This window comes from Alteromonas sp. KUL42 (assembly GCF_006538325.1).
Taxonomy (GTDB): Bacteria; Pseudomonadota; Gammaproteobacteria; order Enterobacterales; family Alteromonadaceae; genus Alteromonas.
The window spans coordinates 21,584-40,247 of the sequence record NZ_BJKK01000018.1 but is presented as its reverse complement, the minus strand read 5'-3'; the positions used below and the strand labels follow the sequence as shown (position 1 = coordinate 40,247).

Here is an 18,664-nt window from a genome sequence, read left to right as displayed (position 1 = left end):
CTTTATTCTTCTAGAAACGCACGTATGGCTTTTGCTTGTTTAACCGCGTTTGATACGCCTTCAATATGCCCAAGCTCGCCGTCGAGTGTAATTAACGCGCTGTCTTTATTTAATTTGCTCAATGCTTGGTTCGCATCATTTGCAAGGTATGGCATTAAAAGCAAGTCAGATGCAGAGGGAATAAACAGTGTTTTTGCGTTTATTCTTTCAAGGCCGGCTTGCAATGTTTCTTGATGTCCCGCAACAAAAAGCTGACAAGCGCGGACGAGATATAAGAGGTGATTGGCATCCATATTTTTACTTCTTGTCTCAGCGCGTGCCTTAAGCCAATTTACTATGGAATGGTTTTGTTGAATATCTTGCAAAGGCGCTTGCTCAATATTCTTAAATGCCAATTTATTGCCTTGGTTATTGAAAAAATCTGGCGTTAAGGCGTTTTGTGTAACTAGCATTAACGCAGCTGTTAAACCGTCAACAGGTGCATTGTTTTTTTCGTATTCGCCATTATTCCAGTGTGGATCTAATTTTATAGGCGTTGCCCAATGTTCAAGCGCTGTCGTGGTCCATGCATCACTTTCTGCGGTGCCGATAACCGATATTACTTTATCAACCCAATTAGGGTAGGCGCTCGCCCAGTCAATGGCTTGCATTGAGCCCATAGAGGGCCCAACGACCGCATGAAGTTTACTAACTCCCAAGCTTTCAAGTAGGGCTTTTTGGACATTGACAAAATCGCGAATGGTCACCACGGGAAAAGTCAAACCGTAAGGTTTTCCTGTTTTTGGGTTAATTGACGCAGGGCCTGTGGTAATCACATTGTCGTCATATGCATTAAGGTTAACCAAGGTATCCACACTTACTACGTAGAACTTGTTGGTGTCGATAGCTTTACCTGGCCCGATCAAGTTATCCCAATATCCTGGCGTCTCATCTTTTTCATTATATTTTCCCGCAGCGTGAGATGTGCCAGAAAAGTAATGGGTAATTAATATTACGTTATCTCTCTTTTCTGATAACTCACCGTATGCTTCCCAACCAACGTTCACACTCTCAATGTGCTTTCCACCGAAAGTGGTAAAGTGATCAATAGTGAAAACTTGCTTTTCAACAAGTAGCGTATTGTTTAATTCCTCGACGCCTGCGGCACTAGCAACACCAATACCAACAGAACTCGCAAGACTTAGACCACACAACACAGATGCAAATAACACGAAGGGCTTAACAGTATTTCTTGCCTGCTTGACCCAGCTGAAGCACTTTGCATTACCAAAAAGTCTCATAATTTGAACTTCCTTTTACATAAAGCTGAAGATACCGATAGCCATGGCTAGACCAATTAAGGGTACCACTACTGTTAGAGCCCCAACAGACCAATACGCGGCTTGATGAGTTTCGTGGCAAATAGCGCGAATAGTGGTAACCACATAGCCATTATGTGGTAATGAATCTAACGCGCCTGATGAAATAGACACAATACGGTGTAATTGCTCAGGCTCTACACCTTGATCAAGATAATGCGGCCCAACTAAAGGAAGTGCGATGGCTTGTCCTCCTGATGCACTGCCGGTGAGACCTGCTATTACACTTACAGCGATTGCCGCGCCAATAAGTTCATTACCAGGAATTTGTGTCATGAGTGCAACGGTTTGTTGAAATGCATCAGTATTTTTTGCAATTGAACCAAACCCAACCACCGCTGCTGTGTTCCCAATAGCAATAAGTGCACCAGTCGTGCCCATGTTAATAGCAACGGGTAGGCTATTGAAATGTTTGTAGTTAATAACCAACAAACACAACACTCCTCCACCAAGTGCCAGTATTAGCGCCAGTTGTGCAAGTGCTTCGTGAAACATAAAAGAAATGATGAGCACGACTACCAGTGGAACAATACCGGTAAGTGGGTGGGGAAGTGCGCGGTCTCTCACTTCAGGATCACTTTCACGAGATTCGAATACTTCGCCATTACTTACTGCCTTACGTATCATTCTGGCTAACCACCAATAACCAAATGTGGCCATGAAAAAAGCCACTACTAGGCTTACTTCCCAAGCGGCAAAAGGTGAAGTGCCGAGATATTTAATAGGGATCCAGTTTTGAATCTCGGGTGACCCCGCCGATGTCATGGTAAACGTAACAGAGCCAAAGGCCATTGCTGCGGGTATAAAGCGTCTTGGCAGGTTTGCGTCTTTAAATAAGCTTACAGCCATGGGGTAAACCGAAAAGGCAACCACGAACACACTTACACCGCCATAAGTTAAAATGGCACATGCCAAAACTACCGCAAGAACAGCGCGTTTGTAGCCAATTTTTGTAACTATCCAGCGAGATACCGCATCTGCAGCCCCTGTATCTTCCATAAACTTGCCAAATAGAGCGCCAAGTAAAAACATGAAAAACCAAGATGCAATAAAGCCTGAAAAACCACTCATGTAGGTTTCAACAAAATTAACATCACCAGTGAAAACCCCGATATTGTTGGTTAGGGCCACCACCAGTGCACATAAAGGCGCTGCAATAAACAGGTTCATACCGCGTATTGTTAAAACAATAAGCAGCACAAGCCCACCTACTAAGCCAATCATACTTAACATAGTTATTTTCCTTTAAAAATCTGTGACCGCAGATGATCCGGAACAGTTAAGTCGATTCTCTTTGTAGAGTGAGTCGCTCTTATCTACTAAACCCAGCTAACGCTATGATTCAAGGCCAGAGTTTTATCGCTCATTTCTACAAAGCGCAAAAAGTGTATTTAAAACAGGAGTGAAGTTTGACGTTACTTTTCCGAAAATCCCATAGTACGATGGTACTACATACTGTTAACAAATAATTAACTAAAGTGATTTGGACCGTAGGCAATACATCCGGCAGTGAATAAAACTTAGAACAACAAGGACTCACTATGTCACTATCTACACACACCAATAGTTTCGTTTCTCGCTCAATCAGCAGTAGCGAAGGTAAAAGTAATATTGTTAATAACGTACTTGCTCGTCGTAGTTTGTGCGCTGTCGCGGTTGCCACAGGGTTGCTCTCTGTGCCAGCGCTAGCGCAAGACGCAAACGAGGAACAGAAAGCTGAGAAAGTCAAACTAGAACGCATTGAAGTTACCGCGCGAAAAACCCTTGAATCGTTGCAGGAGACACCGGTTTCTATAACTTCGGTTGGTGCAGCTGAATTGGGTGAAAAAGGAATCAGTGTTATAACTGAAATACAGCAGTTTTCACCAAACACTACGCTTCAAACTAGTCGTGGTACAAATTCAACGTTAACTGCGTTCATTCGAGGTATGGGACAGCAAGATCCGCTATGGGGTTATGAGCCTGGTGTGGGCATTTACGTTGATGATATTTACATTGCGCGCCCACAAGGTGCAGTACTTGATTTACTCGATGTTCAGAGAATTGAAGTATTGCGCGGCCCTCAAGGTACACTTTATGGGAAAAAATACCATTGGTGGTGCAGTAAAATACGTCACTAAGGAAATGACTGGCGACACGCAAATGAATGTAGAAGCCACGGTCGGTAGTTACAATCAAAGAGACATAAAGCTAACGGGGCAAATCCCTCTTATTGAAGATACCGTGTATTTAGGTGTTGGCTATGCCAATTTAAACCGAGACGGCTTCGGTGAATACTTAATAAGTGCGCTACCTGATCAAGATAAAGAAAACTACAACAAAGATTTGTGGGCGGCTCGCGTAACCCTTGAAGTACACCCTAGTGAAGACCTATTTTTCCGTATAGGTTGGGATAAAACTGAAGATACTTCAAACGCGAAAGGCGGGTATCGTCTTATTCCAAGTATCTTAACTGATGCACCAGTACCCGATTCTAAATTTGATTCATACACCAGCTTGCCAACGTGGAATAAGGTGGAACTAGAAGGGTACAATTGGTTGGCGCGCTATAATGTTAGTGACAAATTAGAGCTAAAATACATTGGCTCGCATCGCGAGAGCTACTCTCCAACCAATATCGACTTTGACAATACGCCGCTGCCAATTTTCGACGTACCCGCAGAGTATGACGACAGCAACGACACACATGAATTACAGGCCAACTATTTTGGTGATAATTTCAGCCTAGTGTCGGGCTTATATTTCTATGATGGAGAAAGCTGCGGTAACTTTGACGCGGTACTTGGCATACTCGGTGCGACTCTGGGGGCTCCAGGTCTTACGCGCGAAGTGACCGGTTGTAATAATTCTGAGAGTTGGGCTGCGTATACTCAGTTAAACTACGATGTAAATGACAAACTGTCGTTCTCGTTAGGTGCGCGTTTTACTGATGAAGAGAAATCCGCTTTTGTAAACAATGGGCTTATCTTTGAGAATACTTATCCTTACACTGGTTGGATTGACGGCTATGTACGTCCTGACGGCCAGTTAGTCCCGCAAGTGTTAGGTAGCGATTCTGACGGCGATGGTGTACTGGATGCGCCAGCAGTGGAAAGTTGGTCTCGCTTTACACCTCGCTTAGGTGTGGAATATCAAATGACACGTGACACCATGTTCTTTGCCAGCTATTCACAAGGCTTTAAATCAGGAACCTTTAACCCGAGAGCACAAACGCCAGAGCCTGGTGTAAAACCCGAAGTGGTTGATAGTTACGAAATTGGTGTGAAAAGTGATGTTACGGATACCCTTCGTATTAATACAACCTTGTTCTCTTACGACCACAAAGACAGACAATACATTGGTGTTGAAGGTGACTTATCTGACCCAACTGCACTTGACCAGCGTTTGCGCAATGCCGCTGCAACAGCAGCTAAAGGGGTAGAGTTAGAGGTAACCTGGGTGGCTACAGATAACCTGCAGTTTGACGTGGCATATGGTTATATCGATTTTGAGATCAAAAAGAACAATGCGATCCCACCGCTTATTGGTTTAGCAAGTACACCTGAAAATACATTGAATGTGAATGCGAACTACTTACTAGAGACGAGTTTCGGCGATATTAGCTTTAACGCAAATTACTACTACCGAGATGACTACCTACTGTTTGAAACGAGCGATCTTATCCAACAAGATGCCTATGGCATGGTGAACTTAAGTGCGCGTTGGGAAAGTCTTGAAGGTGACTGGTATGCCGGTATTCATGTGAAAAACTTAACAGATGAAGAGTACTTGGTAGGTGGTTATGACTTTGTAACGAAGGATAATGATGGTAACTATGGAGCTGGCCTTGGTGGTGATACCACGCTTATCGGTTACTATGGCGACCCTCGTACTGTTCACGTAACAGTGGGTTACCGCTTCTAATCGTAATGCCCATACAAATTGAATGTAGTGGATTTAATTGTAACCTTACTTTTTGCTTAACGAGGTTTGCAGATTAAGTACAGTACTTCACAAAGCCTGTTTCTATTTTGAAATAGGCTTTTCTATTTCTTGCTTCACAACGTCTTAAAAGGTAGTCATCGCTACTCTTTAATCAACGTGTTAATATGTTAATTAACAAGGTAGTTACAAGTTGATAGCATCATGCCTGTAAAAGTTCTCATTGCCGACGACCACCCACTTTTCCGCACTGCCATGTGCCATGCGCTTGGCGGAATGCAAGATATCAATATTGTGGAGTCATCAACGTTCCCAGAAACCCTCTCACAATTAGAAAGTGATGATGCCATTGAGTTGGTGTTTTTAGACCTCACGATGCCAGGAAATGAAGGCTTAAATGGTCTATCAACTATTCATGCCCGTTACCCCGACATTTTAGTCGTGGTGGTTACTGCACAAGAATCTCCTGCGACTGTGCAAAAAGCATTAGCTCTTGGTGCAAGTGGTTTCATTCCGAAATCTGCGTCAGTTGAGAGTATTGTTGAAGCAGTAGAAGCGGTGCTAGATGGTGATACCTGGGTGCCCGAAGCACTTAATGTGGATATGTCAGATAATGATGAATTCAGTATGCGATTACGTCAGTTGACACCGCATCAATTAAAGGTATTGAGAATGGTTGCAGATGGCTTGCTTAACAAACAAATAGCCTATGAGTTGGCCATTTCGGAATCTACCGTAAAACAGCACGTTTCTGCAGTGCTAAAAAAGCTTGGTGTTATTAATCGGACAAAAGCGGGTATTGCGTTTAAGCACGCCATGCAGATAGAGCAAAACTAAGCTCTAATGCTACAAAAAAGATTTAATCATGCGTTTTAACGCTAGAGGTTTAGCAGGCTTGGGTAAATACTGAAGTCCTACCTCATAGGCCTCTTCCCGAATTTCATTACTTCTATTGGCGGTTACTAGAATACTCAATGAAGGTAATGTTTTCTCTTTAATGAGTGACTCAGCCACTTGAATACCGGTTTCTCCAAAGTTCAGGTGATAGTCAACAAGTAAGATATCGAATTTACCCGCAGCTTTTTTACTGGCTAATACGGCATCTTTACAGGTAGTCACCCAGACGACTTCCGCCCCCCAATCTGAGAGTAACGCTTGCATCGCTAGGGCAACTTGTTCGTCATTCTCGACTAATAGAACATGGCGTCTCTTTAGAAATTGATTGCCACTTTTAGCATCAACGCGTTCTTGTTTAGTTGCTACTTCACTAACGTCTGGCGCGCTTGAAGCGCCATCTTCGTTAGCTAAACGCTTGGCAGGACCACTCACTCTGGGGACAGAAATTCTAAAGCAACTTCCTTTGTTCACAATGGACGAAAGTGATACTTGATGTTCAAGTAATTTACACACTCGTTCTACTATTGTGAGACCAAGTCCGATACCTTGCGCATTATTAGAGTTTTCTAGTTGGTGAAATTCACTAAAAATAACCTCTTGCTGGCTAAGTGGAATACCCGAACCGGTATCATAAACACACACTTCTACCACGGGCTTCGCGTTGCCACATTGACTATTAGTCACTTTTCTTCTGACACCAATAAGCACTGTGCCAGTTTGGGTGTAGCGTATAGCATTAGAAAGTAAGTTTTGAATAATTCGCCTGAAAAGGTGTTTATCGGTAAAAGTAACTAGGCGGGTTTTGACATAGTGCAACTGCAAACCTTTTTGCTGAGCAATAACGCTAAACTCTTGAAACAAAGAATGCAACACGTCATCAATTGCAAATGTGGTTCTTTGTGGCTTAAGGGCGCCCGCGTCAAGTTTTGTCATATCCAACAACATGGTAAGCAAAGTTTGTGCATTGTTTAGTGAGTTCACTACGCCCTCAGATAAGCTAGCCAGTTCACTGCCTTCAGTTTTTTTGTTCAACATAGATGCAAATAAGGTGGCGGCGTTGAAAGGCTGCATTAGATCATGACCGGCAGCAGCGAGAAATTTCGTTTTACTCTCGTTGGCGCTCACGGCTTGCTGCTTTGCTTCCTCAAGCTCAGCGGTACGCTGAATAACGCGAGCTTCCAAATCTGACTTTGCCATTTCAAGGGCTTTTTGAATGGCGATATACTCAGTAATATCACTGTAAGTGGTGACATAGCCTCCACCAGGGAGTGGCGCACCGTTAAGCTCTATAACCTTACCGTCGGGTTGTTTACGCACAAATTTGTGTCTTGTGCCTTTAAGCATAAAGCTCACGCGTTTTTCTATTTCGCTTTGCACAGTATCTTCAATTTGTTGCTCATATGAGTTACTAAATAGCCCCCGTTGCGCATTGTAATTTAATATATCGGTGATCGGCATGCCTGCTTTTAGGAACCCTTTGGGATAATTAAATAGCTCGATATAGCGGTCATTCCATGCAAGCAATTGTAGCTTTTCATCAAGAACACTAATGCCTTGCTCAATATTTTGGACAGATGACTGCAAAACTTCATGATTAAATTGAAAAGACTGCGACGCTTCCTCTACCCAATCAACTAATTCAGGAAGGGTTTCGCTGCCCGTATCTGCAATTGCCCCCAGTAAAATCCGCGCACTAGGGGCACCAACTTGCGCGGCAAGAAGCTGGTCTACCCGTTCAATAAGCGCATGGCTTGCGTAACCACTGGCAAACGCGCGATTTAAGTCAACTGAAAGTTGTTGAGTAAGCTTGCGGTGGGCTTGGGCATCAAGCACTCGCTCGGTAAGGGTGATAAGGTCGCGTACCTTCACCATTAAGCGAGGAGTGTGTTGGTTTTGTGTGATACTTCCTTCAGTATGTTGTGATTTCTTGTATGTTAACAACGCCACAACAATGAATGTGATGCAGTTGGCTATCATTGAGTAAACAAAGCCTAGTCCGAGCGCTTCATCAGTGGGGGCAGGGTTAAAATAGTAGCTAGATAACAGGCTAGGGTATAAAAGAAAAATTGCCCAACAAGCAAAGCCGGCGAACAGCCCACACAACGCTGCAGCCCTGGTACTTTTTTGCCAATATAAGCCAAACATTAACGCAGGCATACACTGGCCCAAGAGCGCTATGGCAATAACACCACTTTTTACCAAAGGTGCAGCTTGGCTAATATTGAGGTGGTACCACAGAGCAATAGTCAGTACCACCAATACTGTCAAACGTCTAATAGTAAGGATTTTTGTTGGCTGCATGGAGCGGTTTGGCGCAGTTTTCAAACTGGCCTTTAACCACAAAGGGGTTATAACGTTGTTCGATATCATAATGCCCATGGCCAATGTCGCCACGATAACCATACTAGTAGTAGCCGACAAACCACCAATAAATGCAAAAGAAGATAGCGCCATGTTATCTGCAAATAAGGGAAGGGCGAGCACGTAGGCGTCAGAGCTCGTAGTACTTGGTAATAGTAGTTTTCCTGCAAGTGCAATGGGCAGAATAAATATTGTCATGCCAAGCAGATACAATGGAAAGAGCCAGCGTGCGGTTCTTAATTCACCCTCACCGTTTTGCTCGACAAAGTTCATATGAAACTGCCTTGGAAGAACAAACATAGAACACACGCCAAGCAAAACATGAGATACGTACACCCATGGAGCGCTATCTGTGTAAATTACATCTTTTGCTGCATCATTTGATGAAGCTTTAGCAATAAGATCGAGTATGCCATCGAACATATAAAAGCAAACGAAAATGCCAACAGCCCACAATGCTAGTAGCTTTATCACAGATTCAAAGGCAATGGTAAGTATTAAGCCTGGGTGTTTGTCGGTAAGGTTTAGTGAACGTGTACCAAAAATAATGGCAAAAAGGGCCATCAGTGCCGCGACATAAATACTCACCTGAGGGTTACTTGCTTGTAAGTCGCCGGTGATCAAATTAATTGATTTGGTGATCGCGTCAAGTTGAAGCGCAATATAGGGAATAACTCCTATAAAGCACAAGAGCGTAATGAAAGCCGCAATTAAATGTGAGTGTCGGTATTTCAGAGAAATTAAATCAGCTAACGAGCTAATGTTGTGCTGTTGGCATAATCGACTGATGTGCAGTACGACGGGAAAAGCAAAAGCCATGGTCAACATAATACCCAAATAGGTGGGAATAATCGCCCAACCGTATTGTGCAGCCTGAGAAGTCGTTCCGAAAAAAGCCCATGAGGTACAGTGTACGCCTAACCCTAAACTATAAAGCACAGGGTGTTGTTGATTGTCGCGTAAACGCTTATCGCCCCAAAAGGCAACAGCAAAAAGTGATATGAGATAAAGGCCAACAAGCGTGCCGACTGTCCAAATACTTAGCATACAAGGTCCGTATGAAAAACAACTGCTTAGCTTGTTTTACATTAACACCTTTTTTACACATAGTCGCTTAAGGTTTAGGCCGAACAATACTCTCAGCAAAATCAAAAATTCGTGAAGGTTGTTGCTTGATAAAACTTAAACTGTTTTCAGAAGCGTGTTCTTTAATGGACAAAACACCGGTCCATGTGTCTCTACCGCGACTTTTCGACTCATATAATGCGGCATCAGCGACAGCAACTGTAGTGTGCCAGTCGAAAAAGTCATAGTGTTGCTGCTGTAAAGGGTATGGCGCAAAGCCTACTGAGCAACTGACTTTGAGGGCTGTTTGCTCATTTATTCGAAATTTTGCATTATTGATAATAGTGACAACTCTTTCTGCCAGGTAGTGGGCATCGTGTCGTGATGAGTTGTGAGCTACGGCTAAAAACTCTTCCCCTCCCCAGCGAATTAAATAGTCTGTATCGCGAAAAACACGCCTTAGACGCTGCTGGGTTTCGATTAGTACAGTGTCACCCACTTGATGACCATGAGCATCATTTATGCGTTTAAAGTGGTCCAAATCAATAATAAAGAACAACAAGTCGTTTTCACAATTTGGACGAGTGTTCTTATCTTCGCAATCGTTGTAGTAACGCTGAATCTTAAGTAGATCACGTTTGATGTTTTGGAACAGGAAACGGCGATTGTTCAAGCCGGTTAGCGCATCGGTTAGGCTCGCTTTTTCAAGTGCGACAGCTTGCTCACTAAGTTTTTGGTTGGCCGCAACTAACTCTGAGGTGCGCTCGGCAACCTTTTGTTCAAGAATACGTTGTCGATACCTATGATGTCGAAGTCCTAATTTATGCAAAAAATAAATGGCGAATGCAAATACTATGAGGGCAATGACATCAGCTGTTGGGGTTTGATACCACGCGGGTAACACTCTAAAGCGTTGCGTAAGTGTATTTGGATACCAGTTAGTACGGTCGTATGAGTATTCAATATCAAGTTCATAGTTGCCTGGATCTAATCGGGTCAATGTTATACTGCGATGGTTGGCATCTAATTCTGTCCACATTTCTTCTTGACCTACAACCCGATAACGATAGTGAATACTTTCTGGGGAAATATAATCAAGAGCCGCAAATTCGAAGGACAATCGCTTGGGCAAAGGTTCAATGGTTAATATTTCTGTTGATGTGTCAACACGATGCTGAATGTCATGCTGAGTCACTACATTGATAGTAGTAAATACCAAAGAGAGGGGAGGTGAAATAGTATCAAGAAGTAACGGTTGGACGATAGTCAGACCATTATTACCGCCAAACACCAATGCTTGACCTGATGTCTTTGTAGCTGCTCCGCGGGCGTAGGGAGTATTGACGGCTTGTTTACCCACTACTACTGGATTGACCTTTTTGTCATCTATATTAATGGCAGCAATACCTCGTGACGTGCCTACCCAAATTCGGTTATGACTTTCACCTGCAATGGCGTCAACAGAGTTTCCCGGAAGGTTGTCTAAATGAGTGATTTGTTTCCATGATTGTTGACTTGCGTCACTGACAAATACGCCAGCACCACTCGTTGTAACCCAAACTTGGTTAAGGCTATCTATAAGGATATCAGAGATGAATTGCTGCTGAAGGGGGGGATGTTTAGCACTTGTTATTGAAACGACACTATCGCTATTTTTTTCAAATGTTAGTTTGTACAGCCCTTGCCACGTTCCCACCCATAAATCATCGCCATCAGTTAGCAATGCGGAAATTCGCCTATCGGGAATACTGCTATCAAGTATTTGCTTAGTTTCATCAGGCGCAGCATGCGAGTGCCTCCATAACCCATCTGTGCCGCCTAACCACAATGTCTTGTTACGCTGTGCGAATGCGCCCGTAAAAGTATTTGCGGAACGTTCTCTTGAGCCAATAGGTTGCGGTACTCTGTTGATAGTGGGCAAACTCACCGTTGCAAAGTTTGACGAGGCAAAGAGGTCGCCTTGTTTGTTTATGAACAAAGTTTCAATGGGGTCCTTAGAAGAAGGCCACCAAACTTTTTGAACACCGTTTTCGGATGAAACTTGTATTAACCCTGCTTGACCATTGGCAATAACCAACGAGTCAGGCAATGCTGCGACAGAATGGACTTTTCTCTCGGGTAGTCCGTTAGGTTCATCTAGCCCTCCAAAAATATGCTTAATCCCAGTATTCCGACTGTCTAAAATATTGAGCGAATTTCCTGCACCAATCCAAACTAACCCACGGGAATCTTTATACATACTCCAGATGTTATCATCCAGTAACCCTAAAGGTTGTAGTCGATTTGATTGAATGTGTCTTTGTGTTCGATTGGCTAAATCAATTTCTACTAAACCATGACCAAAAGTACCAATAATTAGCGTGTTGTCTGTTTTTTCGACAACGTTGTATACCCATGCTGACTGTGCATTACCTTGCAGTTCAATGTGCTCATATTGTTTATTCTGATGTTTGACAAATAGACCATCTCGCGCAGTACCAATGATTAACTGGCCGGAAGAGAGGTGTTTAAGTGTGGTTATGCGAGCGTCATTTGGAAGAGCATTTACTTTTTGTAAAACACCGAATACTCCGTGATCGTATGTTGCATAGTACAGTCCATTTTCTGCCCCTACCCATAATGTGTTTTTGTCGTCGATACAAAGCGCATATATGCGCATTGATGTGGGAAGGGGGATAGAAGACAGTTGTTTTGATAGGATATCGAATTGGAATAACTTCCTATCTTCAGCCAAAACAAGGATTTCAGAATTGGCGACTGATACCGTTGCGGCGTTTTGTATGGAGATATCAGAAACTTTCTGCACTTCAACGGGGGTTAACTCACTTCGCATCTGATCTAACAAAAATAGCCCTTCGCTTGTGCCAGCCCAAATGCGGTTTTGATGGTCCTTAAAGGTATGCTGAATTTGGGGTAATGCTGCACTGTTTAGCGTGGAAGGGAAGCTTACCTTTGTTAAAAAGTGAGAGTCCCAACGCCAAAGCCCATTTGACGTTGTGAACCACATTAACCCTTGTTTATCTTCGACAATAGAATCAATCGGACCTTCGATAGCAGAAGAGGCGCTCAATGGCGCGTAAAATAGCGGATGAGCTAGATTATCCCAAGCAGTTTTTTGAGCATAACAAAACGCACTACAGATCATTAATAGTGTGGTCAATATAACGCGTGGTGAAAAAAACACTTTGGAAGACAAACAAAATTACCCGAAATACTACAATTGTGGCTCGAACTGTAACGCTACTTACGTAAACGAATACTACTTCAAAGCGCACGCTTATGCATATATCACTTACTTGTTATCGACACAGAATTGATATAAATGAGGGGAATTGCTCGCTTAATATACATTTTTGTGCTTCAGTAGATATTCAGTATTAAGGCACCAAACACAACTTATGTTTATGTACTTTTAGTATTGTTTTGTGAACGATTGAGCATTTATTCCTATTTATATTTGCTGTTAGCTTAGGGTTTATAGATTTTTGCTGAAAAAATATACTGCAAAGGTCAGCTCGCTCTAAATAAAAACAAACTACGCTTTTAATTTTAAAAGGAATTTGTATGAAGACCGCACTATTTTACGGCATCGCCGCGTTACTGCTTTCCACATCAGTTTACGCCATACCCAATCAACCTGTTTGTGCCGATGAAGAATGTTCCCTTGCTAAACTAAACACACTGCGTGCGCTAGCGTCTAGAGGGAACAAAGAAATTAATTTTTCCCTAGGTCATATTTTCATGAACCCTGAGTCTGGTATACAGACCGACTTGGAAAATGCTTTTTATTATTTCAGTAAGTCGGCAAGACTTGGTTTTGGTCCAGCATATCGTCAGGCGGCTGGTATGGCCGCGCAAGGTATCGGTACTCAAAAGGACCTTACAGAAGCAAAGCGTTTGATGAAAGAGGGGGCTGATAGGGGAGTAGATAGAACGGCAGAGGAATATGCTGTGTTAGTTTTTACTGATCCGAATTCGACTAAAGAGGAAAGAGAGACTGCCATTGCCTTTTTAAAAGAAGAAGTGGCATTAGGCATGAGCTATTTAGCAAACTACATGCTAGGCATATTATATATAGACGGTGAATATGTTCCGCAGGATTTAGATATGGCTGCTGAGCTTTTGGCGTTCCCTGCATCGGGCGATTATGAAAACTCTGCTGAATTATTAGCGCAACTTGGTCATGAAGAACAGAATAATATACAAACACCGACACTTGTTGCTAATAGTGTAAGTTCAGGGGAAGACCCAGACATGGAAACTATCACGATAACAGGGCTTAGCGTGAAACTAGTCGATGTTCACGAGATGATGTTAGACCAATTGCGTCGTTTTCATGGGCAAACAGGAAGCCGAATAAAAGGCAACGGCTGTACCCGAGATATGCCTAACTGTAGATTCATTGAAAGTGGAAATTTGAGCAATCATACGTTTTGGAGAATAAGATAAGGTTCATTAAGCCCATTGCCTTTTCTTTATTGGAAAATTGTAATTTTTAGAGAGATTTACATAATTCTTAGCGCGTGTTGGCATTTGCGATAAACTTTTCACTGCAAAAACGTACTACAAAGGTCAACATGCGCTAGAAACCTTCCTTCTTTTTCTATTCATATCGCCTAATAACTATTTTTTTCCAACTTTTTTCGCAATCATCCACAAAAATAATGTGGATACCCTTGAACCCCTCAAAACCAGCCCCATAAATAAGCGCAACAGACTTATTCCCATTGACGAAATCGCCATATGGGCTATGCCTAATTAAGAAAAACGTTTGGAGGTAGGCATGAGCGATAATCGCGACGTGCAGGCAGAACAAGAAAACACGGTAGATGAAACTGTGCAAGCAGCAGACGCACAAGCAAGTGCTGAAGAAGTTGAGGGGGCGCAAGCGCCGCTTGATGAAAACGCGCAGCGCATTTATGAACTAGAAACCGCTTTATCTGAAGCGCAAGCCACAGTTAAAGAGCAGCAAGACAGCGTACTTCGCGCTCGTGCAGAAGCAGAAAATGCCCGTCGTCGTGCTGAAGGTGAAGTTGAGAAGGCGCGTAAATTCGCACTTGAGCGCTTTGCTGGCGAATTGCTTCCGGTTATCGACAACCTAGAGCGCGCTATTGAGTTGACTGATGGTGAGAACGAGGCCATTAAGCCGCTTTTAGAAGGTGTGGAAATGACCCACAAAACTTTCTTAAGCACTATTGAGAAATTTGGATTAAGCCTTATTGATCCGCAGGGCGAAACCTTTAACCCTGATTTGCATCAGGCGATGTCGATGCAAGAAAGTGCAGATCACGAGCCAAACACAGTGATGGCGGTTATGCAAAAAGGTTATCAAATTAACGGCCGCTTGTTACGCCCTGCCATGGTAATGGTATCGCGTGCACCGAGTGGCGGTGTGGACACGCAAGCGTAAGTCACGCTTTTTGCGATAAACACACAAAAATGTCAGTTTTTTTACTGATATCTATTGAAAAGGCTGGGGAATAACCCCACTAAAAGTACAGAATTAAGAAACTTTTTCGGAGACACGAAATGGGTAGAATCATTGGTATCGACTTAGGTACAACTAATTCATGTGTCGCAGTATTAGACGGCGACAAACCTCGCGTAATTGAAAACGCGGAAGGCGATCGTACAACACCATCAATCATCGCTTACACAAACGATGGTGAAACACTGGTTGGTCAGTCTGCAAAGCGTCAGGCAGTAACCAACCCGACTAACACATTATTCGCAATCAAGCGACTAATTGGTCGTCGCTTCCAAGATAAAGAAGTACAACGCGACATCGACATCATGCCTTTCAAAATTGTAGGTGCTGATAACGGTGATGCGTGGGTAGAAGCGAAAGGCGAGAAAATGGCGCCGCCGCAAATTTCTGCTGAAGTACTTAAGAAAATGAAGAAAACCGCTGAAGACTATCTTGGCGAAGAAGTGACTGGCGCAGTAATTACTGTTCCTGCTTACTTTAATGACTCTCAGCGTCAAGCTACGAAAGATGCTGGTCGTATCGCTGGTCTTGAAGTTAAGCGTATTATCAACGAGCCAACTGCTGCTGCCCTTGCTTACGGCATGGACAAGAAGCAAGGCGATAACGTTGTTGCGGTATATGACTTAGGTGGTGGTACGTTCGATATCTCTATCATTGAAATTGATGAAGTAGATGGCGAGCACACGTTTGAAGTACTTGCAACAAATGGTGATACGCACCTTGGCGGTGAAGACTTCGACAACCGTGTTATCAACTACCTAGTTGAAGAGTTTAAGAAAGATCAAGGCATCGATCTTCGTAAAGATCCGCTTGCTATGCAGCGTCTTAAAGAAGCCGGTGAGAAAGCGAAAATTGAACTTTCTTCTTCACAACAGACAGAAGTTAACCTGCCTTACATCACAGCAGATGCGACAGGCCCTAAGCACTTAGCAATTAAGCTTACTCGTGCAAAACTTGAGTCTTTGGTTGAAGACCTAGTGAAAAACTCGCTTAACCCGCTTAAGCAAGCGCTAGCTGATTCAGACCTTTCTGTAGGCGACATCAATGACATCATCCTTGTGGGTGGTCAAACACGTATGCCGCTAGTTCAGAAGTATGTAACTGAATTCTTTGGCAAAGAGCCACGTAAAGATGTTAACCCTGATGAAGCGGTAGCAGTAGGTGCGGCAATTCAAGGTGGTGTACTTTCTGGTGACGTTAAAGACGTACTACTTCTTGACGTTACACCTCTGTCTCTAGGTATCGAGACAATGGGTGGTGTTATGACTGCGCTTATCGAGAAGAACACGACTATCCCTACTAAGAAGTCGCAAACCTTCTCGACAGCGGAAGACAACCAGTCTGCGGTAACAGTACATGTACTACAGGGTGAGCGTAAGCAATCAAGCGGCAATAAGTCTCTTGGTCAGTTCAACTTGGAAGGTATTCGTCCAGCAGCGCGCGGTGTACCGCAAATCGAAGTAACCTTCGACCTAGATGCTGACGGTATCCTACACGTGTCTGCGAAAGACAAAGATACAGGTAAAGAGCAGAAGATCACCATCAAAGCTTCTTCAGGCCTAAGTGATGAAGAAGTAGAAAGAATGGTAGCAGACGCAGAAGCGAACAAAGAAGCTGATGCGAAGTTTGAAGAACTAATTCAAGCGCGTAACCAAGCTGATGGTATGATCCACGCTACGCGTAAGCAGCTTGAAGAAGTTGGCGATGCACTAAGTGCAGAAGACAAAGCGCCAATTGAAGAAGCGCTTACTGCGCTAGAAACAGCGTCTAAAGGCGAAGACAAAGCAGAAATCGAAGCGAAAACGCAAGAGCTTATCCAAGCGTCTAGCAAGCTGATGGAAGCGGCGCAGGCTCAACAAGCTGCAGCTGGTGGCGCAGAAGGTGCTGAGCAGCAATCTTCTGGCAAAGCCGATGATGATGTTGTTGACGCTGAATTTGAAGAAGTGAAAGACGACAAAAAGTAAGCTGTTGCGATAGGCCTGTTACAACAACAGTGGCAGGCTGATTTAGCAGTTCAGGCGCAGCAGGAAATTCTTGTTGCGCCTTTGTTGTGTAAATAGCAGGTGTAAATGAATTGGTATTATTTACTCAATAGTTAGGTTATTTTCACAACAGTCAGATGTAGATTCGATGGAGCATTTTTTCTCCGTCGACCAAAAAGTGGGATAAGTAAACGATATGTCGAAACGTGACTACTACGAAGTACTCGGGGTAGATAAAGGCGCTGGCGAACGCGAAATTAAAAAGGCGTATAAAAAGCTGGCGATGAAGTATCACCCTGACCGTACACAAGGCGACAAAGCACTGGAAGATAAATTTAAAGAGATCCAGGAAGCCTATGAAATATTGTCTGATTCGAAGAAACGTGCAGCTTACGACCAGTACGGCCATGCCGGCGTAGATCCAAATCGCGGGGGCGGTGGTTTCGGTGGTGGCGCTGATTTTGGCGACATTTTCGGAGACGTATTTGGTGATATTTTTGGCGGTGGTGGCCGTGGTGGGCGCCAATCCCGTGCTCGTCAAGGTTCAGACCTTCGCTATAACCTAGAGCTATCACTTGAAGAAGCGGTTCGCGGTAAGAGTGTAGATATTCGTGTACCCACATTGGTTGAATGTGATGTGTGCGATGGTTCTGGGGCGAAGAAAGGCTCTTCACCTAAAACTTGTCCAACGTGTCATGGCAATGGCCAAGTGCAAATGCGCCAAGGTTTCTTTGCAGTACAGCAAACTTGTCCAACGTGTTCGGGCAAAGGCAAGATCATTGAAGACCCATGTAATAGTTGTCATGGCCATGGTCGCAAAGAGAAAACCAAAACACTTAACGTTAAAATACCAGCGGGCGTTGACACGGGCGATCGTATTCGTTTGTCCGGTGAAGGTGAGGCAGGTGAAAATGGTGCGCCAGCAGGTGACTTGTATGTTCAAGTACACGTACGCGATCACGACATCTTCCAACGTGACGGCAATAACCTTTACTGTGAAGTGCCACTAAGCTTTACCACGGCAGCACTTGGCGGTGAGTTGGAAGTGCCAACGTTAGACGGCAAAGTGAAACTTAAGATCAGTGCTGAAACGCAAACCGGACGTATGTTTAGATTGCGCGGCAAAGGGGTTAAATCTGTTCGCAGTGGTGCAATTGGCGACTTGATGTGTAAAGTCGTTGTAGAAACACCTGTGAATTTATCGTCTCGCCAAAAAGAGCTTCTACAAGAGCTAGAAGATTCTATGGGTAAAGAGTCGAGTAAGCACAGCCCGAAAGCACAAGGCTTCTTTGATGGCGTTAAGAAGTTTTTTGACGATTTAACGAATTAGCCTTTGTTGTAAAGCTAAATTGAAAATTTGCTTAAATAACAATTTAAAAGCCAGAATAACGTAAAACGGTTGTTCTGGCTTTTTTCGTTTTATAAAGACATAACGGCATTACTTTACTGAGAATGACCTCTTTATTTTACTAATTCAACGTTATTGATATTGTGCTAACTTTTACAATTAGTCAGGATAGTGAAGACAGCGCAGGTTTTCAAAACAGACGATGTGAAGATACTTGTCGTCTACGTACATTTTTTAATTTTAG

9 protein-coding genes and 1 pseudogene are annotated in these 18,664 nt (G+C 43.5%); 6 read left to right on the top strand and 4 right to left on the bottom strand.

Features of this window, described 5'->3' with window-relative positions:
• Positions 1 to 2 precede the first annotated feature (2 nt).
• Positions 3 to 1,280 (bottom strand): homoserine O-acetyltransferase, encoded by a 1,278-nt coding sequence (locus tag EYR97_RS18195; RefSeq protein WP_131095188.1) that lies wholly within the window; start codon positions 1,278 to 1,280, stop codon positions 3 to 5.
• Between the two features lie 15 nt (positions 1,281 to 1,295).
• Positions 1,296 to 2,591, bottom strand: a complete 1,296-nt coding sequence (locus tag EYR97_RS18190; RefSeq protein WP_131095187.1) for a GntP family permease — start codon at positions 2,589 to 2,591, stop codon at positions 1,296 to 1,298.
• Between the two features lie 308 nt (positions 2,592 to 2,899).
• Here EYR97_RS18190 and EYR97_RS18185 point away from each other — a divergent pair.
• Both EYR97_RS18185 and EYR97_RS18180 read left to right on the top strand, forming a co-directional pair.
• Positions 2,900 to 5,261 (top strand): annotated as a pseudogene (locus EYR97_RS18185) (TonB-dependent receptor).
• Between the two features lie 222 nt (positions 5,262 to 5,483).
• Entirely contained in the window at positions 5,484 to 6,116 is a 633-nt protein-coding gene (locus EYR97_RS18180) for a response regulator transcription factor (protein ID WP_131095186.1), read from the top strand.
• Between the two features lie 9 nt (positions 6,117 to 6,125).
• Here the strand turns inward: EYR97_RS18180 and EYR97_RS18175 are convergent, their stop codons facing one another.
• A complete protein-coding gene (locus tag EYR97_RS18175; protein ID WP_131095185.1) occupies positions 6,126 to 9,584 on the bottom strand; it encodes a sodium:solute symporter family transporter in 3,459 nt (1,152 codons plus the stop codon).
• 67 nt (positions 9,585 to 9,651) lie between these two features.
• Positions 9,652 to 12,762, bottom strand: coding sequence for a diguanylate cyclase (locus EYR97_RS18170; RefSeq protein ID WP_131095184.1), 3,111 nt, complete (start codon positions 12,760 to 12,762; stop codon positions 9,652 to 9,654).
• A 404-nt stretch (positions 12,763 to 13,166) separates the two neighbouring features.
• Here EYR97_RS18170 and EYR97_RS18165 point away from each other — a divergent pair, with 404 nt between their 5' ends.
• From EYR97_RS18165 to dnaJ, 4 genes are all read left to right on the top strand, one after another.
• On the top strand, positions 13,167 to 14,051 hold the full coding sequence (locus EYR97_RS18165; RefSeq protein ID WP_242635115.1) for a tetratricopeptide repeat protein: 885 nt from the start codon (positions 13,167 to 13,169) through the stop codon (positions 14,049 to 14,051).
• A 334-nt stretch (positions 14,052 to 14,385) separates the two neighbouring features.
• Positions 14,386 to 15,012 carry a nucleotide exchange factor GrpE gene (gene grpE, locus EYR97_RS18160; RefSeq protein ID WP_131095183.1) on the top strand — a complete coding sequence of 209 codons (627 nt, stop codon included), beginning with the start codon at positions 14,386 to 14,388 and terminating at the stop codon, positions 15,010 to 15,012.
• A 119-nt stretch (positions 15,013 to 15,131) separates the two neighbouring features.
• Positions 15,132 to 17,054: a molecular chaperone DnaK gene (dnaK, locus tag EYR97_RS18155; RefSeq protein WP_131095182.1), complete on the top strand. Its 1,923-nt coding sequence runs from the start codon at positions 15,132 to 15,134 to the stop codon at positions 17,052 to 17,054.
• 214 nt (positions 17,055 to 17,268) lie between these two features.
• Complete coding sequence (dnaJ, locus tag EYR97_RS18150; protein ID WP_131095181.1) at positions 17,269 to 18,402, top strand: molecular chaperone DnaJ; 1,134 nt, start codon at positions 17,269 to 17,271, stop codon at positions 18,400 to 18,402.
• The last annotated feature ends 262 nt before the right edge of the window (positions 18,403 to 18,664 follow it).

Coding starts and splice junctions, on each gene's coding strand:
- EYR97_RS18195 (WP_131095188.1), bottom strand. CDS start 1,280: ATGAGACTTTTTGGTAATGCAAAGTGCTTCAGCTGGGTCAAGCAGGCA.
- EYR97_RS18180 (WP_131095186.1), top strand. CDS start 5,484: ATGCCTGTAAAAGTTCTCATTGCCGACGACCACCCACTTTTCCGCACT.
- EYR97_RS18175 (WP_131095185.1), bottom strand. CDS start 9,584: ATGCTAAGTATTTGGACAGTCGGCACGCTTGTTGGCCTTTATCTCATA.
- dnaJ (WP_131095181.1), top strand. CDS start 17,269: ATGTCGAAACGTGACTACTACGAAGTACTCGGGGTAGATAAAGGCGCT.
- EYR97_RS18190 (WP_131095187.1), bottom strand. CDS start 2,591: ATGTTAAGTATGATTGGCTTAGTAGGTGGGCTTGTGCTGCTTATTGTT.
- dnaK (WP_131095182.1), top strand. CDS start 15,132: ATGGGTAGAATCATTGGTATCGACTTAGGTACAACTAATTCATGTGTC.
- grpE (WP_131095183.1), top strand. CDS start 14,386: ATGAGCGATAATCGCGACGTGCAGGCAGAACAAGAAAACACGGTAGAT.
- EYR97_RS18165 (WP_242635115.1), top strand. CDS start 13,167: ATGAAGACCGCACTATTTTACGGCATCGCCGCGTTACTGCTTTCCACA.